11 protein-coding genes are annotated in these 12,556 nt (G+C 47.6%); all 11 read right to left on the bottom strand.

All coding sequences use genetic code 11. The annotated features are described in order from the left end of the window. Nucleotides 1–9: 9 nt before the first annotated feature. Nucleotides 10–2,304 (bottom strand): DUF4962 domain-containing protein, encoded by a 2,295-nt coding sequence (locus NYE25_RS00485; RefSeq protein ID WP_341144822.1) that lies wholly within the window; start codon nt 2,302–2,304, stop codon nt 10–12. Nucleotides 2,305–2,306: 2 nt separating this feature from the next. Further along, nucleotides 2,307–4,385 carry a heparinase II/III domain-containing protein gene (locus tag NYE25_RS00480; protein ID WP_341144821.1) on the bottom strand — a complete coding sequence of 693 codons (2,079 nt, stop codon included), beginning with the start codon at nt 4,383–4,385 and terminating at the stop codon, nt 2,307–2,309. After that, nucleotides 4,382–5,143: an SDR family NAD(P)-dependent oxidoreductase gene (locus tag NYE25_RS00475; RefSeq protein ID WP_076283149.1), complete on the bottom strand. Its 762-nt coding sequence runs from the start codon at nt 5,141–5,143 to the stop codon at nt 4,382–4,384. The genes NYE25_RS00480 and NYE25_RS00475 overlap by 4 nt, the downstream gene beginning before the upstream one ends. A 47-nt stretch (nt 5,144–5,190) precedes the next feature. Continuing rightward, nucleotides 5,191–6,987 carry a cache domain-containing sensor histidine kinase gene (locus NYE25_RS00470; protein ID WP_341144820.1) on the bottom strand — a complete coding sequence of 599 codons (1,797 nt, stop codon included), beginning with the start codon at nt 6,985–6,987 and terminating at the stop codon, nt 5,191–5,193. Then, the gene (locus NYE25_RS00465) at nt 6,987–8,018 is read right to left on the bottom strand and encodes a response regulator transcription factor (RefSeq protein ID WP_076283151.1); all 1,032 of its coding nucleotides are present in this window, start codon (nt 8,016–8,018) and stop codon (nt 6,987–6,989) included. The genes NYE25_RS00470 and NYE25_RS00465 overlap by 1 nt, the downstream gene beginning before the upstream one ends. Nucleotides 8,019–8,082: 64 nt before the next feature. Then, nucleotides 8,083–8,967: a carbohydrate ABC transporter permease gene (locus NYE25_RS00460; RefSeq protein WP_143759319.1), complete on the bottom strand. Its 885-nt coding sequence runs from the start codon at nt 8,965–8,967 to the stop codon at nt 8,083–8,085. Nucleotides 8,968–8,988: 21 nt separating this feature from the next. After that, the gene (locus NYE25_RS00455; protein WP_076298530.1) at nt 8,989–9,945 is read right to left on the bottom strand and encodes an ABC transporter permease; all 957 of its coding nucleotides are present in this window, start codon (nt 9,943–9,945) and stop codon (nt 8,989–8,991) included. Continuing rightward, nucleotides 9,935–10,141, bottom strand: a complete 207-nt coding sequence (locus NYE25_RS00450) for a tautomerase family protein (protein ID WP_060624355.1) — start codon at nt 10,139–10,141, stop codon at nt 9,935–9,937. The genes NYE25_RS00455 and NYE25_RS00450 overlap by 11 nt, the downstream gene beginning before the upstream one ends. Nucleotides 10,142–10,364: 223 nt before the next feature. Beyond that, a complete protein-coding gene (locus NYE25_RS00445; RefSeq protein ID WP_076298531.1) occupies nt 10,365–11,075 on the bottom strand; it encodes a Crp/Fnr family transcriptional regulator in 711 nt (236 codons plus the stop codon). 46 nt (nt 11,076–11,121) lie between these two features. After that, complete coding sequence (rd, locus tag NYE25_RS00440; protein WP_076283155.1) at nt 11,122–11,304, bottom strand: rubredoxin; 183 nt, start codon at nt 11,302–11,304, stop codon at nt 11,122–11,124. A 28-nt stretch (nt 11,305–11,332) separates the two neighbouring features. Then, nucleotides 11,333–12,547: an NAD(P)/FAD-dependent oxidoreductase gene (locus NYE25_RS00435; RefSeq protein WP_340968714.1), complete on the bottom strand. Its 1,215-nt coding sequence runs from the start codon at nt 12,545–12,547 to the stop codon at nt 11,333–11,335. Between the last annotated feature and the right edge of the window lie 9 nt (nt 12,548–12,556).

Raw genomic sequence — 12,556 nt, 5'->3', positions numbered from 1 at the left:
ATTTTAAGGCTAATAAGCTTTTGGGATCTCAACCCGGTGGGTAATTCCCTGATTCGTAAAGTAGACATGAACCCCATGGTCCTGATCGTCCATAAAGTACGATACGTAATCCCGGCTTCCTGCTTTTTGGGGAATTAGAAGAGTGACGATCCGATGACTTACAGCCTCTTGGGTAGAGGCAGTCAAATGCCAATGCTCGGGCAGCCCTTCCCATTCCTTGGGATCTACATCGGTAAATTGATTGCTTTGACTAAGTGCCATTTCTCCCGAGGAACTATAGACAAATCTGCCCGCCATTTGAGCTTTTTTACCATTTACTTTAAAAGATTGATCCTTCAGCTTCATAGGATAAAGCGTATGAAACAGCCAATCCAATTTTCCTGGACGTTCCAGATCAACACTGTCTGTGATAACAAAGTAAGCGCTATCAAAGAAATGGATTTCCCGCACATAACGCTTGATATAGGGTACATTCTCGCGGTAGGCTTCGGTGGCATCCATTTGCGTGTAGTTGATTCCGGGCGTACTGTACGCCTTCAACACCTTGCCGTAGGCTGCCATGTTCTTCGACTTGTCCGTGCCAGCATATTGGCCTTTGCCGTCAATAAGAATTGCGTTCTTGGAGCGGGTCTGCCTGCGCCACTGCATATGCATCGTACTGTTGAATGCAACGTAATAACCGCTTTCAATAGCCAAGGGCTCGCCGAAGGCATGCAGCAGGAAGGCGTTTTGATCCCCATGGCTATGGCTCACAGAGCCGTAACGGCTGCTCTTGGTCAACAGCATGATATGTTCCTGCGGATCCTCCATCCGATGATGCATGGCCACCCATCCTACATCCTGAAACCACTTCAGAGGTTCTGCAGCCACCGGTGGCTCTGAAGAAATCTGCGGATAATCCGTGCGATAAACCATCTCATCGAACCGGAAATCCCACCAGCCGTAGTTATAAAAGATCATCTGGGTATCAGGGTTCAGTTCCTTAGTTTGCTCAAAAAACCACTGGTACTGCCCATTTCCGGTTAAACCGGCAAATTGGCGGATATTGAAGCCCGTCTTGAGATTGACCGGATCTCCCAGCGACGATTGATCGCCGAAGCTGGCCCTCACGGTATCAGGACTGAAGCAATAGAGCGGAAAATCACCGGTTTTGCGAAAGAAAGGACGGTCATAGAAATTGATTGCCATGTATTTGCGAATTAAATTGAGCGCCTCCGTAACGAACGCCATCTGAGTGGTCCAATACATCGGACCTTCCGCCCACCCGCCGTCTTTGCCACCCCATGGGGTATACATGGCGGAGAAGTACTCCAGCGTATAATCAAGCCATTCCTGCGCCTTCTCCTCCTCACCCAACATGGAAATACAACAGGGGACGAGTACAGAGGATAAAGAGCGGATCGCATGGCTGTCATAAGGAACTTGATGGATTTGGGAACGTTCGATGACATGGAATGCGATCTGCCCGGTTCTTCGCAGTAGCGCCTGCCTTACCTTAAGGCGTTCTTCTTCCGTAAGAGAGCCGTGAAGCCAATCATAGCCCCATGCCAACGCTCCGGCTATGCGAAAGGAGCATTCATCATTGTAATCCCGGCTGGTGGTACCATCCGTGTTCCAGCTAGCAGCATGAAGCAGCCACTCTTTAGCTTTGGCGATAAGCACCTCGTCTTCCAACACAACTCCAGCTATAGCAAGATGCCGGACAGCATAGAAAACTTCCTGGCAGTCCATATACATCTGCCGCCATAGTTTGGCGACACGCTTATTATCTGGATACGGTGCAGGTTCTGGAATAAGATCGCGCTCTGTCCAGGGTAGAACGGAATGCTTCAGGAAGTCATCCCAGCCAGTTGAAATGGGGTCTTGGCGGACAACTTCCCGGTAAGACGGAAGTTGCTCCGCTTGAAGCCAAAGCCGCGGATGGTTGGCGGAAGCAGTTGAATATCGTTCTGTTCGGGAAGGCAGTGGCGTTAGCGGCAATTCATCCTCCACCACAAAAGCTCTTACTTTACTCCACTCGGATCTGATATCATTCTCCCCGATAAGACTGTATCGCCAATAATACGAGCCGGGCGCCAACGGCTTATCCGGGGTAAACAAATTATAGGGAATTCTACTGTAGGTCAACGTACCTTCAGACTCAAATCCAGTGTTTGAGGAGATCTGCAGCTCATACATACTCTCTTCCAGACATGCAGGCATCCAAGTAAACCGTGGAGGATTCTCTCCAACATCTGTATTTTCATCTGGCCCATATGACAGGTCGAGTACCCCGCTGGTAGGTTGAAATAAAGGTTCTAACATCTCTACTCCTCCGTATTCCGGGACTCTTCCTGAATCAGTCCCTCTTTAGGGTCAAGGCAATAGACCACTACTTGCCCAGTTGTTGCTATCTGGATTCGGGGCGGTTCGCCCACCTGACTCACTAGCTTCAGTACAGCAGGTTCGTGACCGTCCCGATAAACCGTAATAAATTCAACCGACGGACCTTTGTGCCGAAGCATAATGCCTCTTAGCAATCTACTCGGATCTTCGGCATTACCCGGTGTGCGGATTTCATACATAGTGGAGCTGGGCGCCAGTAGAGTACTCGTGGATAGTTCATACTCCCGGCCGGTGCTCACTCCATCATAACGGATATTCCACTCCGTATTTAACGTACATTCCGTCTCATTTTTCATTGCGGACAGTACTTCTACTGAGCCATAACCCGCTTCCAGTCCAAGGACTGTCGGAGAATCCTTCTGGACACGGTGAGGGTCGAACGGTAACAGCAAATGTCCCGTCGGATGAAACCATAAGTCTACTTCCTGACTCCGCTCCGTCACCTGCTCAACATGAAACCAATCCAGCAGCCAACCGTCGGCCAAAACAAGATGCCGGTCTAGAACAGCTCCTTCATAGGCGCCGTCTGAGCGAATCCATAAGTACGTAGCGTTGCCTTCCTGGCGGAATTGACAGCAGCTTCCGGTATGTGGAGCTTGGGAGCAGCCTCCGATGGTGACCGTGTTATGGCTCGCGGTTTCGGAATACCATTCCTTGCGCAAAACAGATCCATAAGGAACCATACCCAGCTCGGGAGCAACCTCCCCCCATCGGTGCATAATCGTAATATGAAGCTTGTCGAAATGCCCATGTGATCCGCCATGCTCTCCGAAATCCGCCAGAACGGACAACGGATTGCCCGGGTGGCGGAGCACGGCGAATCCGGAATCCGGCAGTAGGACAGAGTCTCTCACTCTGTAACTGGTCTGAAGTTCCTTACTCTCACCTGCTCCATACAACACTGCCTCCAGACCAGTCCTTAATTCCTGTCCATATAGATACCTATAAGCATTCGCCAGTATTGGCTGGAGACTCGGGTCTTTGTAAACCGCAATACCTATTTCAAATACTTCAGCAATTTCTCGGGCGAAAGGAACGCGCGCATAAGGACCATCATGCACGGCTGGAAGCTCCCCGTTATCGCCGCTAAGCTCTACCAGCAACTGAAACATGCCACGGATGGATTGTCCCTGATCTCCTTTGGCAGCATAGAGGTCAACCCCGAAGCGCCCGTACATCTCGGCTGCTATGAGATAAGCCCGCAATACAAAAATATGGTAGTACGTGCTGCCTTCAAATTCAAAACCATCTGGCTTCACGCCAATGGACAGATGATGATAAAATCCGCCTTCTCCCTCCAGCAAAGAAGCAAGCCTTTCTCTGGTACCTTTGGCGGCATATACACAAGCCAGGCTAGCGTTCAGCCATGCGGTATAATTGTTCTCTGCATTCTTCTTCTCGTAAATGAGGATGTGGCGGTATTGCTCCATACTCTCCTCCAGCATCGAGAAGAACACTTGCAGCTTTACCTCTTCCTCCCCAGTGAACGTTACTCCATGATCCACAAGCAGCAGATAAGCCCGAATAAGCGTGGTGGACCAGATAGCCTCTGTCAGCGCCTGATGAAAGGCACGGCCACTGAGCATCCAGGGTTGAGCATCGGGATGTACCGGATACAAGGGGAACTGCTCTGCATATCCGACAAGAATCTTCTGGGCTAAGCCGCTATAGAAGTCTTCCCCGTCTGCGGCGAATACCGCGGCAGCATGCAGTGCATATCGCGCCATCGCCTGATGCCGGTATACCAACCATGCTCCCCGGTAGGGTTCACCTTCCAGCTTGCAGCCCTTCGGACAAGCAAAGACAACCGCATTGCGCTCCATAGCATCGAAGATTAGCTCAGTATGATGCTGGGGACACACATATTGGTGCCACCAACCACCGGGTTCTGTCGGGAGCAGAATCTCTTCTTTCCAGAAGGGTTCCAGCTCCATTTTCAATTTATCCACCTCGAGACCAACCCAGGAAAAAGTATCTGCTTTCTCCTTAAGGTTCATCATCGCATGAACAAGCCTCCATTAATTTCAATAATTTCGCCTGTCAGATAATCCGACAGCTCTGAAGCGAGGAAGAGTGCCACATTGCCCACATCCTGTGGGACACCTTCCCGGCCCAGCGGAATCTTCGCAATCGTCGCCTGTCTTGCCGCATCCGCGGTAAAGGTGGCATGGAAAGCGGTCTGACCGATAAATCCGGGCGAGATAGCGTTTACATTAATTCCGTGAGGACTCAGCTCTTTGGCAAGTCCCTTGGTATAAGACCATACTGCAGCTTTACCTGCTGCATAAACGGAAGCCCCCGGTCCGCCGCCGTCATGAGCCGCGAGGGAAGATACATTGATGATTTTTCCGCTTTTCTTGGCAATCATTCCCGCTGCTACAGCTTTGCAGGCAAACACGCATGATTTAAAATTGACGTCCATTACCTTATTGTAATGTTCTTCGTTCATTTCAGTATTGGGGACCCGATTGATCATACCGCCCGCATTGTTGACGAGGATATCGATGGTTCCGCCAAAATGCTCCTCTATTTCCTTCACCATATTGTCCAGTTGGGCTGGACTTGTTGCGTCTGCCTGAAAAGCATAAGCTTCTCCTCCGGCCTGACGGATTCCTTCGACCGTCTCCTCCGCAGAACCAAGCAAATAGTTTACAACCACTTTTGCGCCGGAAGCAGCCAAGGTCTGCAAGATTTGCCGGCCTATCCCTGCATTGGACCCTGTAACAAGCGCAATTTTACCCGTTAAGTCAATTTTCATTGCTAATTTCCTCCTAGTAATAGTCTTGTCTGAACACATCTATTTTCTCACTCCGCAGGCATGGATAAGATCAACCGAGTACCTTCATTCTCCACGCTTTCGACGCTTAATCCGTATTGTTCACCGAACACCATTTGAATTCTCCGGTGCACATTCATGAGCCCGATCCCACCGGTATGATAGAGGGAGTCTCCTTCCGTATCCGCCAGCTGATTCAGATTCAGCTTCTCACGAAGTTTAACAAGCCGCTCATGGGACATCCCTGCTCCGTTATCCTCTATGAAAACTAGAAACCGATCTCCCTCAATTCTGGCGTCAATTCGAATATAATGCCTGTCTTCAATTCCCTCAGGAAACGCATGCTGAAAAATATTTTCGATCAAGGGCTGAAGTGTCAGCCTGACCATCTTAGCCAGTAGCAGCGTCGGTGGAATCACAACGTCGATTTCGAACTCCCTGCCGATCCGGTGTTTGAGAATCGTCATGTAGCTCAGAACATGATTAAGCTCATTGGCAATCCTGATCTCCTCAAGGTTGGTTTGGATAGAGTAGCGCAGCATAAATGCCATAGCTTCCACTATTTCTGTAATTTCATCCGAATCCTGAACAACCGCGTAGCATTTAATAGTCTCTAAAGTGTTATATAGATAGTGTGGATTAATCTGCAGCTGGAGTGCTTGGAATTCAGCCTGATGACGCTCCAGAGCCTCCTTCTGGGTTGTAAGCTCCGCTTCGTATACCCGCTCAATCATTTCAGACAACCGGGTCACCATGAGATTGTAGCTACGCATCAATCCCCCCAGCTCATCCTGACGACCGTTCATCTCAAGCCTGCGCCACTTGCCTTTTTCCGTCTCCCTCATCCCTTCCTTAAGAATCAGGATCGGCTTCGTGATGGATCGTCCGAACCAGATGGCAAGCAATAGTGTGCCAACAAGCGTAAGAGCCCCCACCACCAGTGTGGTCGTACGAATGGTAGAAATAGGCTTGCGTAGCTCGCCAACCGGTATGGATACTACAAGCTGCCAATTGGAATAATCGGATTTTCTCGACACGAACAAATACTCTTTCCCGCCTATCTTTTCCATGACAGAGTCATTTGGGTGTTGAAATACGTTCTGAATGTGCTCAGCAGATAACTCAGGATAGTTCTTGTTTCCTTCTGCCCGGTATAGGAGCTTACCGAATTCGTCCATGATAAAATAGGACCCGCCCTGTCCCAGATCAAGAGGTTCCCATATGCGGGCCAGATCCTCTGCCTTAAATTCAATGGCTACTATACCTTTCGGGCGATAGGAAGCGACTCCTCTGATCCGGCGGACCATTGTAATAATGTTCTTATCCCCTTCATTCATCAGATTCGTGTTGAGAATGGTGATGCGGCCGCTCTCCGGCGTATGTTCGCTTAAGAAGCGGTAGCGTTCCTGCGGATGAAACTTCAGGCTATGCGCTTGATTTAAGTTATCGTCGCTAATGGCCTTGCCATGTTCACCGATAACGTACATCAGATTAATCTGGGGATACAGAATAAACAAAGATCGAAACAAATACTTCTGTATGTCATTCGTATATTGATAGTAGGAGTAGCTATCCTCCGGGTCCATATCCAGGAACTCTTTGACTTGATTGTAGGACAGGATGGAGTCGCTAGCCTTTTCATAATTTTGCAAATACAGATCTGTTTGATAGGACGCGCTTCGGATGACTTGGGCAATGGACTTCTCTGAAGATTTATCCAGCTCAGCCGAAGCCTGAAAATAGGAGATAAATCCAACCATGGACAAGGAAAGAAGAATAACGGTCAAAAAGGAGGCAAACAACTTGTTCGACAGACTTTTTCTCATCAATCTATCCCCAGCTGGTTGCGATACTCAGAAGGAGCCAGCCCGGTAAACTTCTTAAATGTCTTCGTAAAATGGGGATGGTCTGCATACCCGACCTCATAGGAAATATCGGTTATCCGAAAGCTTGCATCGGCAAGCAACCTTTTGGCCTTCTCCATCCTACGTTTGATGCGGTAATGTACAAAGGTCTCTCCCGTCGAGTGTTTAAACATCTGGCTGAAGTAAGAGGCATTTAGACCAAGTACTTCCGCCACCTCCTCGAGCGATACTTCCTGGGCGAGATGCTTTTCGATGAATGCTTTAGCTTCCTCTATCGGATCCTTCGCTTTGCCCTTGCGCTTTCTACGGAGTTCTTCCAATATAGTTGCTGACGCTTCTGCGAAGCAGTGGAATAACTGTTCAGGTCCAGCTGCTGCGGACAAGTCTAACACGCTTTTACCGGGTATGACCGAATTGACAAGGAGCTTCTTCACGAGCAAGGCGTAGCCCTCTTCCAAAAGCTCTTTTTGCTGACTTCGGCTCATCTTGCGCTGGAGGAAGTCAGTTTCCCATTCCTGAAGTACAAGGTACAACCTCTCTTTATCCAAGGTCCAGATGGCATCATCCATACGCATGACCCATTCATCAATCTTAGCGACAGAAACAAAACTCTCCAGCTTCTTTCTATACGCTTCCAGTTTGGCGATCACATTTTGAAGGTTCACTTTGCTCACGGGCTTCAGGAGATATTCTTTCACTCCATAAGACACACATTGGCGGGCGTATTCAAAATCACCGTAACCTGAGATAACAACGGTTTGAATATCCGTTTCCATCTCCGACAACCGCCGGCATAACTCCAGTCCGTCGACTTTGGGCATGCGGATATCTGTAAAAAGAAAATCCGGCTGTTCCTCCATAATGAGCTGAATTGCCTCTTCGCCATTCTGAGCAAGTTTGATATTATACGGATGCTCGCTGCATTGCTGGATCATGATAGACAGTCCCTTTCGAATCATGGGCTCGTCGTCTACGATTAATACACATCTCATCCATGGATACCACCTTCCGATTCGTCTCGCTTAACGCGTTCCTATTCTACCACACTATATTAGATCAGGATTTGACGGATCCGACCATCATTCCTTTAACAAAATGGCGTTGAAGAAACGGATAAATCATGATAATCGGAATAGTAGCGACAATGATAACAGCCATTTTAATGCCCTCAGGTGAGGTGTGGGCCAAAGAACTATAAACTGAGGAAGCCGGATCAATGCTGATATCGTCCGTCTCGAAGAGCTTCTTCAACATCACCTGCAGAGGCCATAAAGAAGGCTTGTTGATATAATACAGAGCGCTCATGTACGTATTCCAGTGCCCTACGGCGTAGAAAATCCCCAATGAGGCCATTACCGGTTTGGATAATGGCAGTACCATATTGACAATGATCCGCAGCTCACCACACCCATCGATTCTGGAGGAATCTATCAGCTCCTGAGGTAGCTGCATGAAGAAACTTCTCATCACGAAAAAGTTAAAAGCGCTGATGGCGCCCGGAATCATAAGTGCCCAAAGGGAGTTCATAAGACCCAAATTTTTGATCAGGATAAAGTTTGGAATAAGAGGGGCACTGAATACCATAGTGAACAATACCATCATGACAATATATTTGCGTCCTACGAATTCCGGCCGTGACACCGGATAAGCGAGAGACGCTGTCGCAATCAGATTGATAGCGGTGCCCAGCACCGTAATATAGACGGAGACACCGAACGCCCGCCAAATGGAATGATCGCTGAAAACGTACTGATAATTGATCGCCGTAAAGTCCTTTGGCAGCAAGCCTACCCTGCCATTAATAATTGCTTCAGAGCTGCTAAAGGACTGGGCAATCACATTCAGAAACGGCAGAAACATAGCCAAAGCGAGAGCGGTTAGAAACAATAGATTGAACACATTAAATAGATTCTGGCCGCGAGTATAGCGTACTCTCATCATCCCTACCTCCATAAAGAGCGATTAATACAGCGATTCACCGGTTGTTTTTTTGCTCAAAATGTTGCCGATGAGCACCAGAATGAGTCCAACTACCGACTTGAATAGCCCCACTGCTGTTGTATAACTGTATTGCTGAGACAGCAGCCCCGCCTTATAGATATAAGTGTCCAGAATCTCCCCGTTCCCAGTATTAAGCGCGTTCAGGAATACCCATACCCGCTCGAAGCCAAGATCAAGAAATCTCCCGATATGGAGAAGGAACAAAATCATAATCGTCGGTATCAGTGATGGAAGTGTAATGGCTAAGGTTTGTTTCCAGCGCCCGGCTCCGTCCACTTCAGCAGCCTCATACAGATCTGGATTTATTCCTGCCAGCGCGGCCAGATAAATGATCGTACCGTACCCGGAATCCCTCCAAATGCCGGAACTGATCAAAATCGTGCGAATATATGAATTTTCACCAAGAAAATAAATCGGTTCGAAGCCGAAGGCTTGTAAAACCTGATTCACAATCCCTGTTCCTGGGGAGAGGATACCCAAGGCGATACCGCTCACAATTACCCAGGACAGGAAATGGGGCATATAAACCACCGTTTGCAAAAACCGTTTGTAAAACACAAGACGGATTTCATTCAGCAGAAGCGCAAGCAATATTGGAGCCGGGAAGGCAAATATGAGATCATACAAGCCTAGCAGAATCGTATTGCTTAAGATTCTTCCGAAATCCTGGTATTGAAACATCGTCCTAAAGTGCTCAAGCCCTACCCATTCACTACCTGTAAAGCCTTTAAAAATGTTGTAGTTCTGAAACGCAATCACTGAACCGGCCAACGGCAAGTACTTGAAAATGATAAAATACAAGATCCCGGGAATCGCGATCACATAGAGTGCTCTGAATTTCCACATGTTTGAGAGCAGTGACCTTCTCGTGTCGGCTTTGTAGTTAATAAGGTCAATCCCGGTTAACTTAGCCTTCATAACCGTTTCCTATAGGTCCTTTTTTCAGCAGGTTCGCTGGAGCATTCTCATCTAAGGGAATTTCTTGAAATTCGACGGTAATAAACCGTTCCTCCCGTTCAATAATTCGGGATAACTCCCGTGTGAATACAGTAACGATCTCCTCCTTCTGCTCACTCGTTCGGCCTTCGTACATCCTAATCTCAATATGTGGCATCAGCTTTCCTCCATTTCCTCGAATAGTGATTGAATCTAACCTCATTCTACCTGCAATAAAGCGCTTGCAATATGGATTTTCTATGAGTAAGCTTGTGTTTTCTTTAGGGTATATCCAGTAATAATCGAGCTGGAATTCAAGCGAGCCCCTAAAAAAAGCAGCATCTCTACCGTAGTCTATGGTAGAAATGCCGCTTTATCATTTTAGATTTTTAATTACTATTTTAATACCCCATATAACTTTCCAAACCCGCTGGATCTATAATGAGCATTTGCTTGTTTCCAATTAGTTCAATAAGGCCTGAATCTTCAAACCTTGAGAATTTTCTGCTGATGGTTTCGCGGGTGACCCCAACATAACTGGCCAGTTCTTCACGAGACAACGGAAGGTCAATATGAATATGAGCACCACGTTGTTTGCCATATTTGTCACCGAGTTCCATGATCATATAAGCAATTCGTATTTCTGGATCTTTGGTCGCCAAGCTCTGCGCCAGATTTTCTGTATGGGCTAATCTTTTGGTCACACTCTTCAGCAGCCGGAGTGAAATATCCGGATTTTCCGTCATCAGCTGCTCCATATCTGTTCGAGTCAGCATGCAAATGTTAGTATCTTTTAGAGCATAAGCACTGAAGTTGCTCAGCTCATCGCTGTTAAAAATGCTCAGTTCCCCGAAAAAATCCCCGTTCGTCAAGATGTGCAAAATTTGTTCCTTGCCCTCGGGAGTAATTTTGGATAATTTAACATGGCCTCGCTGAATAATGTACAGCGTATCCGACGGTGCTCCTTCCAGAATTAACGGTTGACCTTTGGTGAACTTTCGATGTTTGATCATGGCACTGATCCGGGAGAGATCGTCATCGCTTAACGCAGCAAAAATCGGCACCTTGCGGGTACAAGGTTCAGCAGCGTATTGGCAAGAATACTCCTTCATAACTGTCCCCCCTGTTGTTCATTTTTTTTATAAACCTTACTTCCCTTTAAGATGCAGAAGTTTTTTTCTCTTCAACCGGCGCAAAATGGCTTGTATCTTCACCACATACAGGACAAACCCAATCTTCAGACAAGTCTTCAAATGCAGTGCCTGCAACAACATCCTCATCAGGATCGCCTACTGCCGGATCATAGATATAGCCACATGGTAGACAGATATATTTTTTCATCATTGTCATCTCCTATAAAGTTAGTAGTTTAGTTCAATCTGGATTGTACTTCAGCCATAATTTCCACGATGCTACTCCCGTTAACATCAATCCCCGTAAGGGGGATGCCTTGCTCCACAGCGGTTTTATACGCCAGAGAAGCAGCTGCACCTTGCCAGGATATCGCACCGATTATTGTGTTATCTTTCACAAAGATACGCGTATACGCCCCATTTTCTTCTCCGTTCACCACCGTATAGCAATACCGCTCATCAACGTTGCCTATCGAAAATAAAGAGACTCCAAAAGCGTTAAACAATGTAACCGGAACAGCTCTACGATACGCAGTCAGATTGGCGACCATATTACTGCCGGCAATCCGGCCCTGCTCCATCGCTCCGCCCCACAGTCCTTCCACATGCCCGTTAATTTCAGCAACATCTCCGGCAGCGTACACATGCGGATCATTTGTTTGCATTTGTTCATTTACGATAATGCCCTGCCGGACTTGAATACTCGAGCCATTTAGCAGTTCCGTATTAGGTACAATACCAATGGAGTAGACTACATGGTCACAGGAAAAATGAGATTGGTCATCCAGCGTAATTCCGGTAACAAACTCTGATCCTGTAATAGACGCCACATCTGCTTGAAGAATAACCTTCACACCTGCTTGTTCAAGGTTCTCTTTAAGGAGCTGTGAGGATTTCTCATCAAGCTGTCTGCCCATCAACCGGTGAAAAGCTTCGATCACCGTTACCTGATATCCTGCTTCATGCAGCGCCCAAGCGGTTTCGATTCCCTGCACTCCACCACCAATTACGGCTACATGGCTGCCATCCTGCAGGTTTTCTTTCAATCTGTCCGCGTCGTTCATATCCCGGAGGGTATGGACATTGTTCAGGCCGAAGCCCTCAAGGGAGAGTGTACGATTCTTCGCTCCCATACACAATAAAAGCTTATGATAAGAAACACTTTGCCCATCTTCTGTCACAACAATTTGCCGGTCCGGGTGGACAGAACTGATTCGGGTCGAGGTTTTTACGGATATACGATTATCGCGGTACCATTTTTCCTTTTTAATCAGCACCTTCTCACTGTGCAGGTCGGTAAACAGCCCTTTGGTCAGCTTAATCCGGTTATAGGGCAGTTGACTTTCCTCCCCGAGGATCGAAATTTCCGATTCTGCGTCTTGATCACGGATGGCTTTGGCGGCATGGACGGCGGCTACTCCGCCGCCAACTATAACGTAATGTTTTGTCATCCTATGTTC

The sequence above is a fragment of the Paenibacillus sp. FSL E2-8871 genome, assembly GCF_038000345.1.
GTDB lineage: Bacteria > Bacillota > Bacilli > Paenibacillales > Paenibacillaceae > Paenibacillus_AQ.
Note: the sequence above shows the minus strand (reverse complement) of the source record. Positions and strands in the feature narration are given on the sequence as shown.

Coding starts and splice junctions, on each gene's coding strand:
- NYE25_RS00485 (WP_341144822.1), bottom strand. CDS start 2,304: ATGTTAGAACCTTTATTTCAACCTACCAGCGGGGTACTCGACCTGTCA.
- NYE25_RS00480 (WP_341144821.1), bottom strand. CDS start 4,385: ATGATGAACCTTAAGGAGAAAGCAGATACTTTTTCCTGGGTTGGTCTC.
- NYE25_RS00475 (WP_076283149.1), bottom strand. CDS start 5,143: ATGAAAATTGACTTAACGGGTAAAATTGCGCTTGTTACAGGGTCCAAT.
- NYE25_RS00470 (WP_341144820.1), bottom strand. CDS start 6,987: ATGAGAAAAAGTCTGTCGAACAAGTTGTTTGCCTCCTTTTTGACCGTT.
- NYE25_RS00465 (WP_076283151.1), bottom strand. CDS start 8,018: ATGAGATGTGTATTAATCGTAGACGACGAGCCCATGATTCGAAAGGGA.
- NYE25_RS00460 (WP_143759319.1), bottom strand. CDS start 8,967: ATGATGAGAGTACGCTATACTCGCGGCCAGAATCTATTTAATGTGTTC.
- NYE25_RS00455 (WP_076298530.1), bottom strand. CDS start 9,945: ATGAAGGCTAAGTTAACCGGGATTGACCTTATTAACTACAAAGCCGAC.
- NYE25_RS00450 (WP_060624355.1), bottom strand. CDS start 10,141: ATGCCACATATTGAGATTAGGATGTACGAAGGCCGAACGAGTGAGCAG.
- NYE25_RS00445 (WP_076298531.1), bottom strand. CDS start 11,075: ATGAAGGAGTATTCTTGCCAATACGCTGCTGAACCTTGTACCCGCAAG.
- rd (WP_076283155.1), bottom strand. CDS start 11,304: ATGAAAAAATATATCTGTCTACCATGTGGCTATATCTATGATCCGGCA.
- NYE25_RS00435 (WP_340968714.1), bottom strand. CDS start 12,547: ATGACAAAACATTACGTTATAGTTGGCGGCGGAGTAGCCGCCGTCCAT.